15 protein-coding genes are annotated in these 22,677 nt (G+C 38.5%); 11 read left to right on the top strand and 4 right to left on the bottom strand.

What is annotated here, in order from left to right:
- The first annotated feature begins 556 nt into the window (after positions 1 to 556).
- The 4 genes from ACHWSC_RS21145 to ACHWSC_RS21130 all read left to right on the top strand — a co-directional run bounded on the left by ACHWSC_RS21145 (position 557) and on the right by ACHWSC_RS21130 (position 7,123).
- A complete protein-coding gene (locus tag ACHWSC_RS21145; RefSeq protein ID WP_394678084.1) occupies positions 557 to 3,793 on the top strand; it encodes a SusC/RagA family TonB-linked outer membrane protein in 3,237 nt (1,078 codons plus the stop codon).
- A gap of 13 nt (positions 3,794 to 3,806) precedes the next feature.
- Entirely contained in the window at positions 3,807 to 5,297 is a 1,491-nt protein-coding gene (locus ACHWSC_RS21140) for a SusD/RagB family nutrient-binding outer membrane lipoprotein (protein WP_394678083.1), read from the top strand.
- A 522-nt stretch (positions 5,298 to 5,819) separates the two neighbouring features.
- Positions 5,820 to 6,107, top strand: coding sequence for a hypothetical protein (locus tag ACHWSC_RS21135; protein ID WP_145330279.1), 288 nt, complete (start codon positions 5,820 to 5,822; stop codon positions 6,105 to 6,107).
- Positions 6,098 to 7,123: a hypothetical protein gene (locus ACHWSC_RS21130; RefSeq protein WP_394678082.1), complete on the top strand. Its 1,026-nt coding sequence runs from the start codon at positions 6,098 to 6,100 to the stop codon at positions 7,121 to 7,123. Before ACHWSC_RS21135 ends, ACHWSC_RS21130 begins: the two co-directional genes overlap by 10 nt.
- Before the next feature lie 198 nt (positions 7,124 to 7,321).
- Here ACHWSC_RS21130 and ACHWSC_RS21125 read toward each other — a convergent pair whose 3' ends face one another.
- Both ACHWSC_RS21125 and ACHWSC_RS21120 read right to left on the bottom strand, forming a co-directional pair.
- Entirely contained in the window at positions 7,322 to 7,981 is a 660-nt protein-coding gene (locus ACHWSC_RS21125) for a hypothetical protein (RefSeq protein WP_394678081.1), read from the bottom strand.
- Between the two features lie 19 nt (positions 7,982 to 8,000).
- On the bottom strand, positions 8,001 to 8,591 hold the full coding sequence (locus ACHWSC_RS21120; RefSeq protein WP_145330273.1) for a hypothetical protein: 591 nt from the start codon (positions 8,589 to 8,591) through the stop codon (positions 8,001 to 8,003).
- A 615-nt stretch (positions 8,592 to 9,206) separates the two neighbouring features.
- Between ACHWSC_RS21120 and ACHWSC_RS21115 the strand changes: the two genes are divergently transcribed.
- Genes ACHWSC_RS21115 through ACHWSC_RS21100 form a run of 4 tightly spaced genes read left to right on the top strand, consistent with a single transcriptional unit; the run spans position 9,207 to position 15,785 of the window.
- Positions 9,207 to 9,581: a hypothetical protein gene (locus ACHWSC_RS21115; RefSeq protein WP_394678080.1), complete on the top strand. Its 375-nt coding sequence runs from the start codon at positions 9,207 to 9,209 to the stop codon at positions 9,579 to 9,581.
- A 14-nt stretch (positions 9,582 to 9,595) separates the two neighbouring features.
- A complete protein-coding gene (locus ACHWSC_RS21110; protein ID WP_394678079.1) occupies positions 9,596 to 11,209 on the top strand; it encodes a TlpA family protein disulfide reductase in 1,614 nt (537 codons plus the stop codon).
- A gap of 5 nt (positions 11,210 to 11,214) precedes the next feature.
- Positions 11,215 to 14,427, top strand: coding sequence for a SusC/RagA family TonB-linked outer membrane protein (locus ACHWSC_RS21105; RefSeq protein ID WP_394678078.1), 3,213 nt, complete (start codon positions 11,215 to 11,217; stop codon positions 14,425 to 14,427).
- A gap of 11 nt (positions 14,428 to 14,438) precedes the next feature.
- The gene (locus tag ACHWSC_RS21100) at positions 14,439 to 15,785 is read left to right on the top strand and encodes a RagB/SusD family nutrient uptake outer membrane protein (protein WP_394678077.1); all 1,347 of its coding nucleotides are present in this window, start codon (positions 14,439 to 14,441) and stop codon (positions 15,783 to 15,785) included.
- 72 nt (positions 15,786 to 15,857) lie between these two features.
- Here the strand turns inward: ACHWSC_RS21100 and ACHWSC_RS21095 are convergent, their stop codons facing one another.
- Both ACHWSC_RS21095 and ACHWSC_RS21090 read right to left on the bottom strand, forming a co-directional pair.
- On the bottom strand, positions 15,858 to 16,271 hold the full coding sequence (locus ACHWSC_RS21095) for a hypothetical protein (RefSeq protein WP_394678076.1): 414 nt from the start codon (positions 16,269 to 16,271) through the stop codon (positions 15,858 to 15,860).
- Positions 16,272 to 16,429: 158 nt separating this feature from the next.
- Complete coding sequence (locus ACHWSC_RS21090) at positions 16,430 to 16,996, bottom strand: MauE/DoxX family redox-associated membrane protein (RefSeq protein WP_394678075.1); 567 nt, start codon at positions 16,994 to 16,996, stop codon at positions 16,430 to 16,432.
- A 292-nt stretch (positions 16,997 to 17,288) separates the two neighbouring features.
- Here ACHWSC_RS21090 and ACHWSC_RS21085 point away from each other — a divergent pair, with 292 nt between their 5' ends.
- From ACHWSC_RS21085 to ACHWSC_RS21075, 3 genes are all read left to right on the top strand, one after another.
- The gene (locus ACHWSC_RS21085) at positions 17,289 to 17,855 is read left to right on the top strand and encodes an RNA polymerase sigma factor (protein WP_394678074.1); all 567 of its coding nucleotides are present in this window, start codon (positions 17,289 to 17,291) and stop codon (positions 17,853 to 17,855) included.
- An 11-nt stretch (positions 17,856 to 17,866) separates the two neighbouring features.
- Positions 17,867 to 19,120, top strand: a complete 1,254-nt coding sequence (locus ACHWSC_RS21080) for a FecR domain-containing protein (RefSeq protein ID WP_394678073.1) — start codon at positions 17,867 to 17,869, stop codon at positions 19,118 to 19,120.
- Between the two features lie 337 nt (positions 19,121 to 19,457).
- Entirely contained in the window at positions 19,458 to 22,673 is a 3,216-nt protein-coding gene (locus tag ACHWSC_RS21075; protein WP_394678072.1) for a SusC/RagA family TonB-linked outer membrane protein, read from the top strand.
- Positions 22,674 to 22,677: the final 4 nt, after the last annotated feature.

The following is a 22,677-nucleotide window of genomic DNA, read 5'->3' as shown; positions in this document are numbered from 1 at the left end:
CGATTTTAAAATGTTTAGAATCATTATAAATTACATGCGATTTTAATACAGAAAAATAATAGAATAACATGTTAACGTTTTCTTATAACATTGTTAATGTTTTGTTAATTATGGTTCATTCCGTATAAAATTCTGTTTGAAAATTGTTTGAAGAGTTTTTATTCTAAAATGATTCTTTTGTAACAATTTGTAAAATTGTGAACTTATTATTGCGGTATTTCCTGCTTTTTGGAGATTATGTTAAAAAACTTGTAAAAGCAACTTTGGCTTTCTATATTTGACACCGCTAATAAAAATCGCACTAACTATTATTTACTGTAAATGCTGAAAAGAGCAAATTTTACAGCTGGATATTTATCTAAGGACTGACCCTGCATCTACCTGGGGCCCGCTTTTCCAAAAATATTTTCAACTGTTACTGAATAAACTGCAATAGCATGTTATGTTTTTTGCTGTTTATTGTCTAAGCAATTTATGTTTAGACGGTTATGATAACGGATATAATTTGTATCAATATATAGGATTAGAAAAAATAATAAAATTAACTAACTAAAACATGAAACAAACATTACTAAGTTTTCTTGTTGGCGGTATGATTCTGACTTCGGTTGCATTCGCTCAAGAAAAAAAGATTAGTGGTCGTGTTACATCTGCTGACGGTAAAGCAATACCAGGGGTGACAGTAGTTGTACAAGGAACTAATCAAGCTACACAGACTGATACTGATGGTAATTATTCATTGAATGTACCGGCAGGTAAGGTTGTCGTATTCCGTTCCGTTGGTTTTGACGATAAAACTATTATTGTTAACAACAATAGTACGGTATTCAATGTTTCTTTAGTAAATCATGACAATGCTTTGGAAGAGGTTGTTGTTACAGCAAATGCAATTAAGCGTGAGAAACGTTCTTTGGGATATTCTGCTCCGACAATTAAGAGCGATGAATTGACAGAAGGCCGTAATTCGAGTGCGATCAACTCCTTAGCTGGTAAAGTAGCGGGTGTTAATATTACCTCTACTTCAAATTCTCCAGGTAGTTCATCTCGTGTTGTATTGCGTGGTGGTTCTTCTATTGCTGGAAATAACCAAGCATTGATCGTTGTTGATGGTACACCGATTGATAACACAAGTAAAGTTGGTGGATCCAGCGATCTTGCGAGTGTAGATTTTGGTAACCGTGGTAACGATATCAATCCAGATGATATCGAGTCAGTAACTGTATTAAAAGGCCCAGCAGCAGCAGCATTATACGGTTCTAGAGCTTCTAATGGTGCTTTGATTATTACAACGAAAAGTGGTAAAAAAGGTGCGAAAAGTGCAATTACCTTCAGTTCCACCAATACATTGTCTTCTATTTTGAAGTTACCTGAATTTCAAAATGAATACGGACAAGGCTATGCTGCATTTGATGAAAAGACAGGAGCCTTTATTGATTATGTGAATGATCCGAGGGAAAATGGTTCGTGGGGTGCTCCTTTTACAGGCAATGTTCAAGAATGGGGACAGGCGATAGATGGCATTCGCCAGAAGAAAGCTTATTCTGCAGTGAAAGATAATGTACGCGATTTCTTTGATCTTGGAATTGCTTCTGACAATAACCTTAGTTTTTCAGGCGGCTCAGAAAAGTCTACATTTTACCTTGGATTGAATGCATTGAATTCAAATGGTGTTTATCCTGGAAAGAAAGATAACTACAATAAATATGGTGTCAGATTTAATGGAACAACTGAATTATCTGATAAATTCAGTGCAGGTGTTTCTGTAAATTATAGCCGTATTAACAGTAACAATGTCGGTGGTGGTCAAGGTGGCGGCTCCGTTTATAATAACCTATTGCAGACGCCGCGCGATATCGATGTTAAAGGATTGAAAGATCTTTCAAATCCGTACAATGCGTATGGATATACGGATGCAAACGGTGTGCTACATGACGACGTATACGGCTATTATGGTGCTTATACCATGAATCCATATTGGATATTAGACAATTATAATAATTACAATGATGTAAACCGTATTATGGGGAACTTCAATGTAAATTATAAGCCGACCGAATGGTTAACATTCCAAGAACGTGTAGGTTTAGACAATTATACCGATCGTAGAAGAGCGCAGTCTCCAAAATATAGCTACCTGCCTGCTGATAACTCTACAGGTAATTATGTAAAAGGAAACGTTCAGACGGATCCCGGGGGTTATAGAATCGATCAATTTAATGTAAATGAAATTGTACATGATTTCATGGCAACCGCTACTCATAAATTTAATGAGGACTGGGATGCTTCATTTATGATTGGTAATAATATTCGTCAACGCAAAACTTCGAATAATAGCACTGCTACCAATTCAAGTGGAGGGCTTGTAGTACCAGGTTGGTATAATTTAGCTAACTCGAATGGTCCATTGGATCTAATCGAAGATACTTGGAGCAATCGTCGTTTAGTCGGCGTTTATGGGGATTTGAACGTTTCCTATAAAAATATCGCCTACTTGCAAGCTACAGCACGTAACGATTGGTCATCCACTTTGCCAAAACAAAATAATTCTTTCTTTTACCCAAGCGTAAGTGGATCATTTGTTCTATCTGAATTGTTTAAACCTGAATTGAAGAGCAAGTTCAATTATGCCAAATTACGTGCAAACTGGGCGCAAGTTGGTTCAGATACAGATCCATATCAGTTGATTACAACGTTCTCTAGAAGTACGATTGCTGGCGGTTTTGGTTCAACAACTTTTCCATTTGGAAACGTATCCGCGTTGATGTCAAGTAATACGATCGGAAATGCGGGTTTGAAACCTGAAATCACAACATCATTCGAAGTAGGTGCTGAATTAGGTTTCTTAAATAATCGTCTTTACGCAGATTTCACTTATTACAAAAATAATTCGAAAAATCAGATCCTAAGTATTCCAATTCCAGTTTCAACAGGTTATGGATTTGCCCTGGTAAATGCTGGTAAAGTTCAAAATAATGGTGTTGAATTGACATTAAGAGGAACGCCAGTGAAAACAGAGAATTTGACATGGGAATTGTTCGGTACATTCACAAAAAATAACAGTAAAGTTATTGAATTAATGCCGGGTGTAGAGCAAGTTTCTGTCGGTGGTTTCTCAGGAATGAATATCGTGGCAGCGGTAGGTCGTCCATATGGTGAGTTTTATGGAGTTACAAATGCTACGGACGCTCAAGGTCGTACGATTGTAGATCAGGCATCAGGTATGCCATTAGCTACTGAAAAACCACAATATTTAGGTACCTATAATCCAGATTTCCAAGCATCCTTGGGAACTAACCTGACCTACAAAAATTGGTCAATGAGTGCTTTATTTGATACAAAACAAGGCGGTGTATTCTATTCAAGAACAAAAGATATCATGGCTTTCGTCGGAACATCTGCTGAAACCGGTGGTGAGCGCATTGCGCAGATCTTCCCAAATTCTGTCTACTTGGATGATAACGGAAACTCTATTGAAAATACATCGGTAACCTACGATAAGCAAAATTACTATGGTTCACTGGAGTCTGGAATGAATGTAGTGGACGCAACTTACATCAAGCTTCGTAACTTGACACTGAGCTATAAATTCACGAAAAATCAATTGAAAAACACGCCTTTTGGAGCTGCTTCTATTGGTTTGTTCGGAAATAACCTGTTTATCTGGACGCCAAGCGAAAATAAATATGCTGATCCGGAGGTGAATTCATCAGGTGCTGGTAATGCACAAGGTTTTGATTTTACCGCACAACCTTCACTGCGTAACTATGGCATTAATGTTAAAGTTTCATTTTAAAAGCGAATAAAGTATGAAAACTATAAAATTTAATAATACCAAGAAATTCCTAGTTGTGGCTTTAGTTGCGACAATGGGCTTGACTGGATGTAATAAATTCTTGGATATCAATGAGAATCCAAATAACCCGGAGTCAGCAACACCTAGTTTGTTATTGCCGACAGTAGAAGCCTCAATCAGTCAGGTGGTTGGAAATTCTTTTCAGGTATTTGGTAATATTTGGGGACAGTATTGGACACAAAACCCAACATCTTCTCAATATAGAGTTATCGATCAGTATAGAATCACCAATACTTCTATGGATAGAGTTTGGGGTAATATCTACAGGGGAACTTTAAACAACGCTGAATTGATTATCAATTCAAAAGTGGCGGATAACGAAAATTATAAAGGTATCGCTCATATTTTGAAAGCTTATGCATATCAGGTTGCAACCGATGCTTTCGGGGATATTCCGCTTTCTGAAGCATCAAAGGCTGATGGAAATTTGAGTCCAAAATATGAAGCTCAGGAAGTTGTATACGATTCAATTTTCAATTATATTGATAAAGGACTATCTCTACTAGCTGTGAAACAAGCTATTCCAGTAGCAAGTCAGGATATGATTTTCAATGGCGATCTTGAAAAATGGAAGGCTTTTGCTAATACCTTAAAATTAAGAGCTTATTTACGCCTTTCTAATGTGAACGCAACCAAAGCTGCTGCGGGTATTAAAGCACTTTATGCGAGCAATGCTATTTTCTTGAATCAAGATGCGACAATCACTTATACAACAACAGGGGGTAATGAAAATCCTTTCTACAATGAAATGGTTGGTTTAGGAAAAACTCAAAATGTTGTAGCGAGTGGAACCGTTGTGCAAGCATTTGTCAAAAATAATGATCCTCGCAGATTCGCTTTCTATGACAAAGTTGAATATACAGATCCAGAAACGAACGAACCAAAGATACAGGATACAATTGCTTACATTGCTCAAGGGACGTATTCAAGTAATTCAAAAAAATTAGTATCTACTCCTTCTCCAATGGTTGGAGGTAATGCCATGAGTCAAACATCTGCCGTTGCACCAGTAAAACTGTTTTCTGCGAGCGAAAGTTTGTTCTTACAGGCTGAGGCAGTTGTAAGAGGTTGGGGAACAGGAGATGCACAGAGCTTATATAGTGCTGGTATTACAGAGAGCTTTAAAGCAACAGGTAACGCCGCAGATGCTGCCAAATATATTGCTGATGCGCCAGATGCTAAATTCACTGGCGATGTGGAGGCTAAAGTAAAAGCTATTATCACACAAAAGTATTATGCAATGTGTGGTTTCCAAGGCTTCGAAGCTTGGACTGAATGGAGAAGAACGGGGTATCCAACCTTCTTTGTTAAATCTGCAGCTTCAACTTTAGGTGAAGACAGAATGCCTTTGCGCATGCCTTACGCACTTAGTGAAGCAACCACAAATAGCAATTATCCAGGTAACGTTGTAATCTATACACCTGTTTGGTGGGACGTTAAGTAGTCTCTTAGATTATTTGCTTATGGAAGCGGCAATTTCGAAAGAAATTGCCGCTTTTTTTCGCTATAAATAGCAGGGATATCCATACTTAATTTTATTGGAAAAATTTGGGGTTGAGCCCCGACATATTTTCTGGCTCATCAAAAAACACAAGGAAATCCCAATTATTTTACTGTGCTTTCTATAATATCCTGTTTGGAATCATCCATGTTTAGTTTAATAAAGGTGACTAGGTTTGTTTTATTCAAGAGAATATTTGAATAATAGATCTCGAAAGTGATAGTTTTCTGAAAATTATCATTTTGTTGTTAGGAAGGCCAAAAAAAGTAAATAATGTACATTACAACATCTCTACCGAATGGTTGAAAAAATAAGTAGCTCTTATTTTTTATGATTCTAGTTAAATAGCTAAAAGCTCCGATTAAAATATTCGGTACGGTTTATCAGTACACACTTTTGTGTAGAATTAACCAATAGGCATATAAAATGTATTTAAAATTAGTATGCTTGCAAACTTATATAAAAATGAAAAGATATTTGATGTTTATTGCACTGCTAGGGCTAGGCTTTAGCGCGTGTAAGAAAGAAGAAGCCGTAAAACCTAAAGAAGAGACTATTGTAATTGATGGCGAAGAATTCGGAAAAGACTTTGTTTACACCACTACCTCGAAAATACTGAATATACCAAAAGACAGTATTCACTACAATTCAAAGACTCACACCTTGAACATAGACTATCTCAATTTTTCCATGAATATGGACAAGTTTGCCACTGATTTAAGAACCGCTAAAGCTGGCAAATTATGGAAATAAGAAGATTTTTTATTGCAATTTTATTTATTTCCTTATGTAATTTAGGATTTGGACAACGAATTAGGTTAGAATCGGCTGGGCTTACAAACGTTTCTTTTAAAGGAAACGTCATATTTTTAAAATATAATGCTCCTACCGCTATGAGATTTTATTTCATGATGTCCAAACCAGCAATTGCCCCTTGGTCTGGCTTACCTGTGAAAGGAGAAGCTAAGTTATTCTACTATAAAGATAATCAGGAGGTTGTTTTGGTAACGGCTCCTTTCACTAATGCTGATTGGCCGTCTGGAGGAACATTTTCACAAATGATTCAGAAAGATTTTACAGTTCCAGCAAATACTGTGACAGTTAGTAATCCAGTTGTGGATGTGCAAGCTAGGTGGAGATATTATAAAGAAGGCTATCCTGACCCTGAGACTACAAATGGATGGACCGAGTGGTATTACGCTAGCACAAGGCCTTTTGCTCTTAATCCAGATGAAATTCCTGCTTCCAGTTTTAGCGGACCAAATTCCACATGTGGAGAAAGTGTTTACACAATTACAAATCCTTATAAAGTAACTCTTGAAAACGCAGCTGGTATTGCTACATTGACATCATTAGGGAATAATCAGTGGAAAGTCATTAGGATTGGAAATGCTGTAGGAACGGTCATCCTTAGATCAACTTATGAGGGAAAAGTATTCAATTATCCTATTGAAGTAAGTTCTGAAATGAAAGGTACAATAGATGGGCCAGTTGGAATCAAGCAAGGATGGAATGATAATTACTTCTATTTTAAACCAGAACCTGGTATGGATTATACAAACGTAAATTGGTCGGTAGATTCACCTCATCTAATTACCACCCAGGTAGATAAATATACTTTTAAAATTTCAGTTCCGACAAATTATCCTTTGATGGACAAAGGAAGAGGAGACGATGTCGAAATCTATATTAGATCGAATGGAGAGTGTGGTGTAATGGAAAAATCTCGTATATTAAGAATATTACCAGCAAGACCTATTAAAAACTAGAATATAAAAGCCTAGACTAAGACTCTAGGTTTTTTTTGTATTTTCCCTAAAACCTATCAGATCTCTTTCGTATGCTAAATTTGAAAATGATAAAGAGCAATGCATCTTAATAAACCCTAGTTTTCTAAAGAACTTCGGTTTAGAGATTTATTTTCTATGGTAACTTTAGATGTTCGATATTTTGAGGAGATATTTTTATTAACTACTTTTCTGGTAAACAAACCGCCCGTTCTCATCTTTCTTACTTGTCAGTTTAGGTGTTCCTTTTGTACCTTTGCATGCCTTTAATGCATTCGCAAGAAACAATGGACGTATTGTGCTACCAAGTTCCTTCTCATAGTCTTTGAGAATTTGTAGCGCATTTTTATTTTCGTTAAAGTATCCTGTGGAAATTTGATGAAATACCCAATCTTTAACAGATTGTTCCGATATTATACTTGGGGATTGAAGTAATACATCTTTTCGTTCAGCAGATAAGTCGCATAAAAGTTCTGTTCGACCATCTTTGAAGAATTTTTCAGCTTTATAAACAACTGGAGCCGATTCATTCCTTGCTACAGATATTTGAATTGTATAATCTATTTGAGTTATATCTGGAACTATTTGCTCAATGCTACAATCGAAAATCTCACGGAATATATTATTAAATGGCACGGAGTAAATTAAAGTATGGGTGGGATCTTCAGCGTCACGAACATAAAAGTCGCGTTGGCCCATGAGAAAAGATAGCTCGAATTGACTATAACCTCTTTTCTTCCTCAAAAGAAATACATTGAGCATTTTTTCGACCTCTATTCGTGGCATTGTAGTAATGTTAGTTATTTCAAATCTAAGATCAACTTGCATAAAATTGGCCATTTCTTTGACCACAAAGATACTAATCCTTTTTGTGTTTACTGACAAGGATGTATGTATTAAGGTCTCCTTTAAGCACTATTTTGAGTCTTTTACCGTTGCCCTTTACAGCGCGTTCTAATGGACGGGTAAAGTCTTTTGCTTCCCAATTTTGATTTTGGACTTCATTGGCTTTAATCACAATTTCATTTAGGGTCTTTGCTTTTCTGAAAAAAGTTTGGTCTTCCATTAACGCATTTAGGGTAGGCGCTGGACCCGCACCAGGTGGGATAGGAGGAACTTCTTTGAGAACTTTATCATTAGATAAAATTTCTGCGGGATAGAAGTCATATATCCTGTAATCTGTTTTGATGATAGAGCTATCTCCTGAATCCTTAAGTTCTTGTTGCCTCATTTTTGCAATTTGAGAAAAGTATATAGCAATTTCACTCAAAATCTCATCATTGTATTTTGAGTTATGTGCACGACTTTCAATATGTCCAATATATTTCTCTCCTTTCTTTAAAAAGTTTGAAAGCTCTTCTGCAACGATATTTAAATCTAATCTTATACGTCTTACCTGTATAATCAAATAAAGCTCTATAGGAAATAAAAACCAAATATTTGTAGCCATAAATAAAGGAAGTAATAAGATGTTCTTATGCTTTATGTCTTAAATAATTTGATTTTTAAATTCTATTTTATTATCTTTGTTTTAGAAAGATATTAGATCAGTCATCTATAGTTTAGGTGTTTAAATCAAGAGTCTTGCGCCTGTAATTTCTCACGCCACAACGCAAGGCAGTAGTTTAAATACCCACGTCTATACTTTTATGCTATATTTGCATGTAAGATAGATGTGGGCGCTACTGTAAATCCGTGTTGTGTAAGGCGTGAGAACTTTATTTCAGGTACGGTTTGTAGCCCCACATTTATCATTAGGAGACCTACCGACAAGACTCGTTACCAATAAACGAGTTATGAACAAAAAACAAAGATCAAAAAACATCATCACTGCCCCCGAGTAGCTCGGCTGGTTTGGCCAAATAAGATTTGGCTTCTCTCGCCATGGAACGCGTAACGCCAATATTATACACCTTTGTGATCCCTCAATCAAACGCGCTCTGGCTCCCAGAATGAATTAATTATTACTAATGTGAACTGAGTAACATCAGGCTCCCAATAAAAAGCTGATTTCGATCGGAAGGGGCATGCTATGTACTTTCGGTTATGATTTATCTACTGAAAAATGAACAGGATTTTAGCGCTACAATTTGCTTTTGATCGTATGATTTATGATGTCCATAGCCTCGATTATGACCCTATAAAGGAGATTGAGACATTCTGGAATCACTATGCGCTGGAGACTGTATCTGCTAATACTTCGGAACTATTAATTGCTTATGTTGATGGTGACGTGAAGAAAAATAGGCTTCTGAAAGATGAGGAAATACAAGAATTTGCAACTGCCTTGTATCGCGTATTGATTGCTTATTGTATCGCCAATCATCACCATATAGACCTGAGTACAGTACAGCTGTCTGCAGAAGCAAAAGAGCGCATCGGAAAAGAGCTAGAGTTGAGCAGAAAGGTCGCTGAGTTTTTCGGTCGGTTATCGAAGTAACCACTAACAATAAAATGATGAATACCCTAAAATTAATAGCTTTTTTAAAGACTTATATAGCCTATATCTTTCAAGTACCTGTCAAGCACTACTTAAGCACAGATATAGTACTATTTACACTTCTGTTGCGCAAGAAAATTAGACAAGGAAAAACGTACTTTAAAGGTACTTCGATCCTGCTAAAAAAGCGCTGTAAGATTAGCGCTCAGAACCTTCTAAAAAAAGCAGATTCTTCGGGTAGCCTTCGGTTTTTTTTCGAGGATCCTTCGACACTGCGTCGTACCAACGTCGCCTCTTTTTCGGGAATGCTTCGACTGTTGTTCGACTGCGCTTCGGGTAGGAGTCGAAGCGTACTCGAAGCACTGCCGAAGCCGAGCCGAAGAAGTGCCAAGCCTGTCTCGACCATGTCCCGAAGAAGTCTCGAAGCTGAGCCGAAGGTCAGCCGAAGAGGGGAAGAGGTATCACCTTCTTCGAACTTTTGCCTGACCAACTTCGCCCAGGCTTCTGCCTTTCATGCAGTCTGTCTTGAGTTTTCATCGGGATCTCATTGGGTTGCACCGATCAAAACCCGATGCCGACCCGATGAAAAGCCGATGAAATGTAAAAATTCTGCAGGAATTGCTCAAAAGATGGTCGACTATAGCTTGGCACAAGAAACACACAAGCTTGACTATAGCGCGACCCTAGGTTCACCCTTGCTAAGCCCTTGTTATACACAAGGACGACTAAACGATTGCACAAGACCCACACAACAAAAGCAAGCTTTTCAGCAGGTGGGAGATGCTAGATTGACTTATGGAGTAGAATCTGAACGATCTGTTTTAAGGTGTTTTAAGTCGGTCTGTAAGGCTTTTGTGTTTCAAGTGAAGGCTTTGCTTATCTCAATAGGGTTAGTTGTTCAGCGGGCTTTAAAATGCCTTTTATTAGTTGCAGATTATAAGCGTGCGTATCGCATGGTTTTGTCGTGCGTATGCTTAAGGATAGTTTTTCAATCATCTAATTTTTCTTTTAAGGTATTGAAGAGCATCAGAGCTCTTATGGTATTAGCTCTTATGGTTTCTATGTTTAGTTTATCAGCTCAGACGCCCCGCAAGAACAGCGGGGCTGATGGGCTGGATAAAATAAAAGGGCTCCAGGTTGGTGATAGGTTACCGGATAAATTTTGGTCTACTTCGTATCTCGGACTTAAAGATGGTAATACTGCTGAATTTAACTTTCATCAATCAAAAGGGAAATTTGTCCTACTTGATTTTTGGGCGACCTGGTGTACCGTCTGTGTTAAGGGATTCCCAAAAATTGATAGCCTGCATCGAACTTTGAAAGACAATGTGGCGATTGTCCTAGTTAATCAAAAAGGCAATAGGGATACCAAAGAAAGTATTGCGGCTTTCTTTGAACGCTATCATCGTCGTTTTCCCTACGCAATGGATATGCCTCAGATTTATCAAGACACTATATTAAATCAATATTTTCAACATCGAAGCATTCCCCATTATGTCCTTATTTCTCCAAAGGGCAGGGTCTTGTCTTTAGGTTCTATTCGCGAATTTAACGCGATGATAGAAATATTGGATCTCTCTTTTTATAAAAACAGCGAAAAAGCATTAAAAGAAAGGAGTGGAAAATGAAATATATGCTAAAAGTTTTTTGTTATATTCTTATCCTCCTTCATTTTGCCGGAGGCCAGACTCGCGAAAGATTATGGAAAGGTAAGATTCTGAATTCCAGTGGCACACCGCTCGCAAATGTAAATGTGGTTTCAAAAAGTAGCTCTGTGCGCTCGGACAATGCCGGGAAATTTACTGTAAAGGCCGGACTAAATGATTCGATACGCTTTTCCCTGATCGGATACCAGCCGGAAACTATAATAGCTCGCGGAAACGATGATAACCTCGTTGTTTTGCTAAAAGAGCTAACAAATCAATTGGCGGAAGTTGAGATAAGTACAGGCTATCAGAAACTGAAGGTCAACCAGATCAATGGCTCTGTAACTGTACTTAAAAAAGATCTGCTGGAAAAGCAGGTTGGAATGAATATCCTGGACCGCTTAGAGGGTGTAACAAATGGGCTTGTTTTTCAGAAAGGAAAAACCAATCTCAATCCGCAGAATAAACTGGGGATCACCGTACGTGGATATGGTACCATAAACGGTCCACTGGATCCCTTAATCGTATTGGATGAATTTGTCTATGAAGGGGATATCAATAATATCAATCCGAACGATATTGAATCCGTGACAGTCCTGAAAGATGCCGAGGCGACGTCGATCTATGGTGCCCGGGGCGGAAATGGGGTGATTGTCCTGACTACAAAAAGGTCAAAAATGGATGGAAAGACACGCCTTGATCTAAATTTCAACACAAGTATTAAGGAAAAGCCTGATCTTTCTCCATTAGCTATAGTGGGCAATAAGGATTATATTGACCTAGAGGAAATGTTGTTTGCTGCTGGCCAGTTTGATAGCCGACTGAACAGCTGGGATGGGCCACCTGTTTCGCCTATCGTTTATTGGTTGGATAAAAGGCGTAAAAATGAAATCTCGGATGATGTATATCAGTCTCATAAAGCGTTTTACCTAAAGTCTGATCTGAGGCAGCAGTATCGCAACTATTTTTATAAACCTGCACAGACGCAGCAATTAGGTGTAAATATCTCAGGAGGGGGCGCATCCAATAGCTGGACTCTTGCGCTGGGGCAGGACTGGCAGAAAGATAATTATAGCCGGCCCGCTGCACGTACAACCTTTAGGCTTGCCAATACGATGACCTTGAACAAATGGTTGAACGTCAATGTGTCAGCATCTTATTCCAATAAAAAAAATAGGAATAGCAATATTCCTTCTTATGCTACACTGGCAAGTGTGGGCAACCAGTATGTGGTACCCTATCTGTCTTTGTTTGATGAGAACGACAGCCCAGCAGCATTTTATGAAAACTATGGAAAAACAGTGCTGGATACAGTAGGAAAAGGACGGTTATTCGACTGGAATTACTATCCCGTCGAGGATTTTAAATACAATACAGAAACGAATACGATCCAGGAATATATCGCAAATATTGGTATCAGTATCAAGCTTTTTTCCGGTGGCATGTTTAAAGCCAATTACCAGCGTCAGCGTCAAGACGGACTGATCGATAACCATTATATGAAAGAAAGTTATTTTGTGCGCGATATGGTGAATACGTTCAGTCAGATCAATGAAACCACAGGAAAGGTAACTTACATCGTACCTTATGGGGATATTTTATGGAAAACAGGCAATAACCAAGAATCTTATGCTTTTAGAAGTCAATTTGATTTTAATAAAAAGGTAGGCCAGCATGCTTTCATTGCGATGGCCGGACTGGAGATGCGGCAAACAAAGGCATGGGGCAATAGCATGGTCTATTATGGTTATCGTGAAGATCCACTATCAATGGTTCCAGTAGATTTTACAACGAGTTATCTCAAGAAACCTTTCGGCAGTTCGGGTACAATAATGGGAACTCCAAATCTGTCTCCAACCAGACTGAATAGATTTGTAAGTGTTTACGGAAATTTTCATTATACCTGGAAAGATCGTTATATGCTCAGTGGAAATATAAGAAGAGATGGCTCGAATATTTATGGCGTAGCGACGAACGATAAATGGAAGCCGCTTTGGTCTTTAGGCGCGGGCTATGTACTGTCTAAAGAAACGTTTTTTGAGAAACTTCCTTTGAATTATCTAAAGTTTAAAGCAACATTGGGTTATAGTGGCAATGTTGATTTGAGCCGGTCGGCCTTACCGATTAGCGGTTCGGCGACAAATTCAACCATCAATAGTTCGTTGCCTTATGGAAGGATCGGAACAATCAACAACCCTTCTTTGCGCTGGGAAGAAGTGATGCAACTGAATACGGGACTGGAGTTCGCGCTAAAAGATTTCCCGCTTTCCGGTTCGATAGAATACTATATTAAAAATGGATCCGATCTCTATGGCGAGACCAATTATGATTATACGAGCTGGGGCGCTAGGGGAACGATCATCCAGAATGTAGCGGCAATGAAAGGAAAGGGATTGGATGTACAGCTAAATTATGACCTAAAATCAGGTGTATTGGGATGGCAGTCGTCATTGATCTATAATTACAATAATAACAAGACAACCGCTTATTACTACCCCAATGACCAAAGTCAGCTCTATCGTATGGTAAATGCTTCTGGCACTCAGATCAATCCGGTTATTGGCTATCCATTGTATGGTCTTGCGGCATTTATCTGGAAAGGACTTGACGATAACGGAAATCCGCAGGGAATATGGAATGGGGAAATATCGACGGACTATACTGCAATTAATGAAGGTTCAATAGGAAGTGCGGGGGAGGGTGGTTCAGCCTATTTTATTGGTTCAGCCATACCTGTTCATTATGGTGGCTGGTTGAATAAATTTTCCTATAAGAATCTGAGTCTGTCTTTCAATTTAAGTTATCGCATGGGCTATTACTTTCGGAGATCTTCGTTCACTTCCAGTGCTCTTATCAATTATGGAACGGTTCATCCCGATTATTATGATCGTTGGCAGCAAAAAGGAGACCATACGAACGTGCCATCTTTTGAATTTCCATTGACTATGCCCGGGCGGGATGCGTTTTATGGCGCTAGTGAAATCCTTATTGAAAAGGGCGACCATATCCGACTCCAGTTTATCAACCTGACTTATAATTTGCCCAAAATAAGCAGTGGAATCAATAATATACAATTATTTGCAAATGCGGCCAATCTAGGAATTATCTGGCGCGCAAACCGGCGCGGGCTTGATCCAGATAATCCCGAAGCGATTCCTTTGCAGAAAAATTATTCACTTGGCCTTCGTGCCAGCTTTTAACCATTTGCTGTATGAAATTGACGATATATTTTATTTTATGCTGTCTGGTTGCATGTACTTCCTGCAGCCATTACCTTGATCCAAAGAATAGCAATGCCTATCAGGTTCCGGCATCGATACGGGACCTGCAGGAGATACTGGATGATTTTGGCTATATGAATGAGCGAAGAACACCTTCATATGCTGAATCGGCAGCTGATGATTATTTTCTGCTGGACAACAATTATAAGGCTCTTTTACCGGAAATGAAGTTGCTGTATAAATGGGAAGCTTTCGATTATGCATATCCCAATGATTGGTCTTCGGCCTACCTGCCTATATATAATGCCAACTTTTGCCTGGAAATATTGGACAAAATTGAAAGGACCGATGTCAACAGCAGTGACTGGAAAAATGTCTATGGCTCGGCCCATTTTTACAGGGCTTACTATTTACTTCAGTTACTATGGACTTACGCTCCAGTGTTTGATCCGGAGGGAAAGAATGAGGAGAGAGGCATTGTCTTGCGTTTTAAATCTGACTTCAATGTGAAGAGTGAATTTTCTACGGTAGGTGAATGCTATCAGCAAGTATTGAAAGATGCTCAAACGGCCGCAGAAAATTTAGATGATGTCCCATTGCTGAAATCACGGCCTTCAAAAGCAGGAGCATATGCACTATTAGCCCGGGCTTACCTGTCCATGGGGCTTTACGAACAAGCAGGAAATGCCGCCGACGAATCGTTAAAGCTGTTCAATGAGCTAATGGATTATAATCAGCCTGAAGACGGAATAAAGGTTAGCGCTTCGGTGCCCTTTTCGAAGTTTACGAAGGAAACGATCTTTTATTCTGAGATGGGTCAAAAGTTTCAGAACTATATCCCAACGCGCGCTTTAATCGATTCTAATTTAATGAATAGTTATGAGAGCGCCGACCTGAGACGGATAGCTTTTTTTAGTGCTTCGGGCAAGTATTTTAAATTTAAAGGAACTTATTCCCATTCCATACAGTGGATGTTCTCGGGGTTAACAACGGCAGAGATGCTTCTGATACGCGCGGAAAGCAATGCACGGAAAGGTGCTTTGAAAGCGAGCATGCAAGATGTTAATCTCCTGCTAAAAAATCGGTGGGATCGTACGAAGGTATTTGTGCCAAAAGCAGCACAGGATAACAACGAAGCTTTGGGGATTGTATTGCTGGAGAGACGAAAAGAACTGTTGATGAGGGGAATTCGTTTATCAGATATTAAACGCTTGAACCTCGAAGGAACAGCCATTAAAATGGTTCGTATGATAGAAGGAGAGCGGGTGGAACTGAGTCCGAATTCATCAAAGCTAATTTTAAATACTCCTACAGACTTAGATGCTTTTCTAAGATAAGAACTGAATCTATCCAATTTATCACTGTGCTGAAAGCCCATAGCCGAAATTAGGGGCTATGGGCTTTTCGATTTATGGATCCAAAGGTTTGTTCAATGGATCATTGTACTGCGGTGTGGACGCCGAAGAAGGAGACACACCATAGTTATTGGTGCTGTGCTGAAATGTCTCGATCGTTACTTTGGAAGGATCGATATTATTTCCACTATTCATCGTGCTGGTAGATGGTACGGCAATTGAACAAGCGACATCCTGGTCTTCTGAATCTGAGCAGCTAGTAGAACTCCTCTGCCAATTTGCAGTATTTTTTACGTTTGTATCCGAATAGGGAACTGGGGAACCAGCTGGCGGAACGTACGTAAATATTAAGTCAGTATCTTTATTTTCGTTATTTAGTTTAATTACTTTAAAAGAACTGAATCCAATTATTGCAGCTCCGGCTAACATCACCGTTGCATGCTTTTTGATGAAAAATATTGCTTTCATACCGAGGCCTTTTTTATAAGAGCAAAAAAAGTTTACCTCCACAAAAAACTCAATTTTTTTATTGATGACTGATACCTTGCTTTAACGAGGCGCTTCAGTCTGTTTTATACCTCGGGATCGATTTTTACGGGCTGTCCATCACGTGTCATAATTTATTTCTATACCGGCCAAGCCGGGAATAGTGCAAATTTTCGCGGAAAGCGTTTTTGAGAAGTGTGACAAAGACGAAGTATGACAATACCTAAATGAATGGGCGGTGTAAAGGTAAAGCCAATTGATAGGTTCCTTTTCTCGTGCCTTTCCATGGGGCTGGTTGGGCCAGTCAAGTACCATCCCAATATGGATAACGTAAAAAGGACCATATTTACCACCAAATGCCATTCCCACGACAAACTTTCAAATACGGATGCGCAGCCACACGGTTTCTGCGGATATAGATTGAGTAGTCCCAATGCAATATAGACACTGAAAGAAGATAATAAAGCTATAGATAGCAGTAATCCTATTTTTTTATACCGACCGGCTAAAAGGATTCCGGTAGTGAACTCAAAAGTAGGAAGTGCAAAAGAAAGAGGTTTTGCCCAGTTGCTTGGTAACGGTTGCCGGAGAAGAGCAGCTTGGAATGCACTGGGTTCCATGAGCTTGTCTATAGCTACATAGATCCAAAAGACCATAAATCCGATTCGGATGCTTTCCATTGCGATATGTGCTGTTCTTGCGTTCATTTTTTTAGTTGTTACTGTCTTTTCTAATCTATAAAAGAAGCATAAGAGTACTGGGTTGAATTTTGAATTCAACTATTTGTAAATCAGTATATTGTATATTGTTTTTCTTGGTTTGTTATATAGCTTTTATTATCTTTGTTTTATTACTGATTTAAAATCTAATCTTCTAATTCTTCTATATACTACTAGCAATAAAGGCTAGTTCGTACCTGCTAATACGCTGTATTTTTTATAAGTATCTGATTTTTAAGTTTATAAATTTCATTGAAATGATGTTAGAGAGGATAGACGAATGGCAAAAGAAACAAATACGTACGATCGTTACTTTTTTCAATTATTAGACTCACAGCCCAATGTAGCGCTTGAGCAGATTTTTGCGCATTATGGCGGGAGTCTGGAAAAGTATATCCGTTGTTTTATCTATAATGATGACGATCTAGTCAAGGATGTATTAAATGAGACATTAATCGTAATCTGGGAAAAAAGGCAATTGGTCGCGAAGCTGGAAGCACCTGTATATTGGATGCAGCGCGTAGCGAAAAATAAAGCTCTTTATTACATTAGAGATGAGGCAAAATACAATAAGATTTCGCTCGATAACGGTCTGGATATGGCTAGTGGTCAATGCGCAGACGATAGATTTGCCTATAACGAACTTGAGATGCTGATCTTGGAGGCTTGTGAGGAATTACCTCCCCAGGATCGGGAGCTCGTCATTAAATCGAAGTTTGAGGGTAGGAGTAACAAGGAATTAATGGCGACCTATGGAATGGCAGAACAGACGGTGAAAAATAAATTGTCTAGGGCACTGAAGGTGATCCGAAAAAAGTTGAAAGATCTTATGGGCTTATTTGTTTAAAACAAGGTGAAATGATTTACAACAGAACATATGTAAAAGAACTGATTAGGAAGCGTATGGACGCGAGTATCAGTTTTAGAGAATCCGATCAATTAGAAGCAGCCGAGAAAATTTTTAGTGAAGAGGAATTTGATGAAATGATTGCTGAGGTGATCGAAGAAATGTCTACTAATCGGTCAAACGAACTGTCCATCGAGTGGCGGCCTGATTTTGAAAAGATCCGGGCTGCGGGAGATCGGTTAGCTAGGAAAAAGAAACGGCAATTATGGTGGGGATGTGCTGCAGCAGCAGTTTTATTTCTTTTGCTACCGGCTGTAATTGTCATCTTAAAACACAGGAATTATAGGGCTGAAATCGGTCTGGAATGTGCTAGTATGTCGTCTGGTGTGGAGCTACCATTGTCTGAATCTGCAGGTACAATAATGCTTGCTGATTCATCTATCATTCGATTGGATACGAATGCAACCGGAGTATTGCTTGATTTAAACGGTATTTCGCTCGCCAAGACCGCCGAGGGGGTATTGGAATTTGATAAATCATCCAGCGGGCGGGAGGTAAATACAAAAGATACGGCTATCGTGATCAGAACAGCTGCTCGTCAGCAATGTGTTATAGAATTCCCTTACGGTATGCGGGTCCGGCTAAATGCCCAATCAACTCTTCGTTATCCGTTGACGCAAGGAGATAGTACACATCTGTTTATCGAGGGCGAGGCGCTTATAGATATACCTAGCCAACTGTTTGGGAGCGTGATGGTAATACAAACTAGCAATGGAAAAATTTCGAGTGATTACGGAAGATTTGAATTAGCATCTTATGCCCAGTTTACGCGGGCAACGGTATCACATGGAGAGGTGCTTGTCTCTGATCGTAGATCATACAAAAGTAAAGAGCTTCAATGTTTGGATGAAGCTGTGGTTATAAAGTCCTATTTACCGAAGGGTGAAAAAGTACGACAGGATAGTCTATTTTATTTAACGAATGGGGATTTCGAACAAGCTTCACAATGGGCGAATGCCGTACGTGAATACAAAGATGTCCCACTGACAGAATTTGTCTGGCAGATGAGCCGCTGGCATGGATTTACGGTTAAAAACATGAAATGTATACCGAACAAGTTGATAAGTACGACTGTCTGCTATAGGACCAATCGGGAAAAGGTCTATGCCGTAATACGCGACGCTGGGGTGTTGATGTATGAGAAAAAAGGGATGATAAGTTTTTGCCCTGAAGATAATAGGGATAGTCGTACAGCGATGAAATAAGAAAGTCAATCTGCTATTTTATGAATATAGTTAAGTTCTCATGTAAATAGTTTTCGTTTTTAGTGTAACAATGTTACTTCAAAATAAATTATAAATAAAAATAAATAGCTGTTAATCAGTGTTTTATTTGTATTTGTGAATTAATTGTTATCACAAAGTTATGCTTGCATTGCAAAAGTTAAAAAAAGTTATAATTTTGTATTTAACATTTTTTAACAAGTGAAAACAATCCAAGTGAAAAGATGTTACTAACTATAACGCATATATAAATTATTGCAAAGTATTTTGCTAACCAAAGTATTTTATCAAAAATAAACATTTTAATAAACATAAACATATGAAACACAAATTACTCAGTTTATTCGTGGGTAGTATGATTCTGACTTCTGTTGCATTTGCGCAGGAAAGAAAGGTCAGTGGTCATGTTACTGGAGCGGATGGTAAGCCATTGGCAGGTGTAACTATCGTTGTTCAAGGGTCGAATGTTGCCACCCAAACAGACGCAAATGGTAATTATTCATTATCTGTACCGAATGGTAAAGTCATAGTATTTCGCTCAGTAGGCTTTGCGGATAAAACGTTAATCGTTAAAGAGGGGCAATCTGCTTTCAACGTAACGCTAGATAACGCTGACAATGCACTTGACGAGGTGGTTGTAACAGCCATGGGCATTACTCGTTCGGAAAAATCATTAGGTTATTCTGCAACAAAAATTGGTGGCGAACAGCTTGCGGCTGCTAGAAATACCAATGTATTGAGTTCTTTGGCAGGTAAAGTTGCTGGTGTAACGGTTAATTCTACTGGTCCTGCTCCTGGTTCTGCTTCTTCTATTACAATTCGTGGTTATGGGTCAATGACTGGTAGTAATGAACCGTTGTATGTAGTAGACGGAGTTCCTTTACAGTCAACAACATTCAATACACAAGGAAATACAATTCAAGGTGGCGGTATTGCTGCTATTGCTTCTGATGATATTGAGTCGATGACTGTTCTGAAAGGGGCCGCAGCCACCGCTTTATATGGTAGCCGTGCAGCGAACGGTGTTGTGGTAATAACAACCAAAACTGGTAAAGCAGGCAATGGAAGAAATTTTTCTATTGCATATAACGGCGGTATTCAATTGCGTCAGAATTCTGTGTTTCCTATCATGCAAAATGAATTCGGACAGGGCTGGAATGGGCAACAGACATATATTGAAAATGGATCTTGGGGGCCACATTTGGACGGAAGTCAACAAGTATTTGGCCCAATTTGGAATAACCAGCAGCTTTTCCATCCCTACTCGGCACAGAAGAATAATGTAAAAGATTTTTTTGATATCGGAAAGTCATTTAATAATAGTATCTCTTTTAATGGTGTCTCTGAGGACAGAAAGATGAATTATTATTTATCTTATTCGAATGTTAAGGATGACGGTATTATGCCGACAGACGCAGACTCTTATAAAAGGAATACAATTGCTTACCGTACCTCTTACCAGGCAACAGATTGGTTGAAAATCTCTTCTAATTTAAATTTTAATACGAGTAAAACTGACGTAGCTGGTAATTATCAAGGAACTTCTATTATCGATGGTTTATTGGAACTGCCTAGAGATATTTCTATAGTTGATAAAAAAGATTTAACCAATCCTTTTAATACACCTGAGGCGTATTTCACTCCTTACGGTATTACCAATCCCTATTGGGCACTCGCCAATAATTACAATCGTTTAAATTCCAAACAGTTTAACGGTAAATTACAATTAGATATTAGGCCAATAAAGGAAATTAATTTAACTTATCGTTTTGGGTTTGACCATATAGATTATGATCGTAAAGTTGGAACACCGGAAATTAATCTTGATGATAAACTGATCGATAATGATTATGGATATGCGCCCTCAAATATGAATAAGTCGGGTTCCGTTGCAGCTTCTTATGGACGTAATTATGAACTCAACCATGACTTTTTGGCCACCTACGATAAAAGCTTCGATAAACTTTCATTCACTGGTATGTTAGGAATGAATTTAAATGAAAGGTATGCAACTAGTATGAATGGAACTACTGAAAGTCTCGCATTGTATGAAGGTTTCTGGCAGTTGAGTAATGGTGCAACTAGATCTGCATTAGGTGAATCGCAATCAAAACGCAGGCTAGTTGGGCTTTTTGGAGATGTGACCTTGGGATATGATGAAACTGTGTTCTTGAACTTAACCGCTCGTAACGATTGGTCTTCTACATTGCCTGTAGATAAAAATCATTTTTTCTATCCTGGAGCGACTCTAAGCTGGATATTCACAAATAATCTACCTAAGAATAATATTTTAACATTTGGTAAGGCTCGTCTAGCTTATGGTAAAACAGGTAATGATGCCGGTGTTTACCAAACATCAGCAAAATATATCCAAGCTGCTGCCGCTGGTTATTATGCAGGAAGTATTGCCGCATTTCCTTTCAACAATAAAAATTCATTCCTGTTAAGTACTCAAAATGGAAGTAATACCTTAACTCCGGAAATGAACAAAGAATTCGAGGCTGGGGTTAATCTTAAGTTTCTTAACAATCGAATAGGATTGGACGCAGCTTATTATAATAGAACTCGTACTAATCAAATTTTCCCTCTATCAATAGACCCTGCAACAGGCTTTTCTACAATTGTAACAAATGTTGGTAATGTTCGTAATAGAGGTATTGAGTTATTGCTAAGTACAACACCAGTTAAAACTGAAAAATTCAGATGGGATTTGGATTTAAATTTTACGTTGAACAAAAACAAAGTGGTGTCCCTACCGGCTGAGTTAGGTGGTAAATTTCAGGTAAATAGTTTCTCTGCTGGAAATGATGCTGTATACATGTATGCTGAAGAAGGAAAACCGTTGGGTACATTTTATACTTACCTGGCACAACATGTACAAGATCAAAATAGTGAAAATTATGGCAAGTTGATAGTTGGCGCAGATGGTTTGCCTATTTTGACACCTGATGTTCAGAGTACAGGTAAGAATATTCAGCCGAAGTGGGTAGGGGGAGCGACTACCTCTTTGAGCGCATACGGTTTTACCTTAAGTGCTGCTTTAGATGTTCGTGAAGGAGGTTATATGTTCTCGCGCACTAAAAATCTAATGCAATTTACAGGTAATGGTATCGAAACTATGTATAATGACCGTAATCCATTTATTATTCCTAATTCAGTGGTTGACAATGGAAACGGAACATTTTCGGAAAATACTACTCCCGTAAAAATGTCTACTTCTGGATTACAGAATTATTGGGATAAAAAAGGTGGTGGCATTGGCGGAGAATATTATTTATTGGATCGATCATTTAGAAAGATTCGTAATTTATCCTTGACATACAACTTACCTAAAACTTGGGTAAACTCCGTGAAATTAAGTGATATTGCTGTTACTGCATTTGTCAATAATCCATTTGTATGGACCCCGAAAAGCAACAAGTTTATTGATCCGGAAGGGTCAACAGGAGGTATTGGATTGGATGGACAATTTGGTGAGTTGTATATTAATCCAGCCACACGTATTTATGGATTTAATGTAAGTCTTAAGTTTTAAAATT

Source organism: uncultured Sphingobacterium sp. (assembly GCF_964277905.1).
In the GTDB taxonomy this organism is placed as follows: Bacteria; Bacteroidota; Bacteroidia; order Sphingobacteriales; family Sphingobacteriaceae; genus Sphingobacterium; species Sphingobacterium siyangense.
This window is presented reverse-complemented; position numbering and strand designations above follow the sequence as displayed.

Excerpts from the sequence above, each read along its gene's own strand:
- ACHWSC_RS21145 (WP_394678084.1), top strand. The coding sequence starts at position 557 with ATGAAACAAACATTACTAAGTTTTCTTGTTGGCGGTATGATTCTGACT.
- ACHWSC_RS21140 (WP_394678083.1), top strand. The coding sequence starts at position 3,807 with ATGAAAACTATAAAATTTAATAATACCAAGAAATTCCTAGTTGTGGCT.
- ACHWSC_RS21135 (WP_145330279.1), top strand. The coding sequence starts at position 5,820 with ATGAAAAGATATTTGATGTTTATTGCACTGCTAGGGCTAGGCTTTAGC.
- ACHWSC_RS21130 (WP_394678082.1), top strand. The coding sequence starts at position 6,098 with ATGGAAATAAGAAGATTTTTTATTGCAATTTTATTTATTTCCTTATGT.
- ACHWSC_RS21125 (WP_394678081.1), bottom strand. The coding sequence starts at position 7,981 with ATGGCCAATTTTATGCAAGTTGATCTTAGATTTGAAATAACTAACATT.
- ACHWSC_RS21120 (WP_145330273.1), bottom strand. The coding sequence starts at position 8,591 with ATGGCTACAAATATTTGGTTTTTATTTCCTATAGAGCTTTATTTGATT.
- ACHWSC_RS21115 (WP_394678080.1), top strand. The coding sequence starts at position 9,207 with ATGAACAGGATTTTAGCGCTACAATTTGCTTTTGATCGTATGATTTAT.
- ACHWSC_RS21110 (WP_394678079.1), top strand. The coding sequence starts at position 9,596 with ATGATGAATACCCTAAAATTAATAGCTTTTTTAAAGACTTATATAGCC.
- ACHWSC_RS21105 (WP_394678078.1), top strand. The coding sequence starts at position 11,215 with ATGCTAAAAGTTTTTTGTTATATTCTTATCCTCCTTCATTTTGCCGGA.
- ACHWSC_RS21100 (WP_394678077.1), top strand. The coding sequence starts at position 14,439 with ATGAAATTGACGATATATTTTATTTTATGCTGTCTGGTTGCATGTACT.
- ACHWSC_RS21095 (WP_394678076.1), bottom strand. The coding sequence starts at position 16,271 with ATGAAAGCAATATTTTTCATCAAAAAGCATGCAACGGTGATGTTAGCC.
- ACHWSC_RS21090 (WP_394678075.1), bottom strand. The coding sequence starts at position 16,996 with ATGAACGCAAGAACAGCACATATCGCAATGGAAAGCATCCGAATCGGA.
- ACHWSC_RS21085 (WP_394678074.1), top strand. The coding sequence starts at position 17,289 with ATGGCAAAAGAAACAAATACGTACGATCGTTACTTTTTTCAATTATTA.
- ACHWSC_RS21080 (WP_394678073.1), top strand. The coding sequence starts at position 17,867 with ATGATTTACAACAGAACATATGTAAAAGAACTGATTAGGAAGCGTATG.
- ACHWSC_RS21075 (WP_394678072.1), top strand. The coding sequence starts at position 19,458 with ATGAAACACAAATTACTCAGTTTATTCGTGGGTAGTATGATTCTGACT.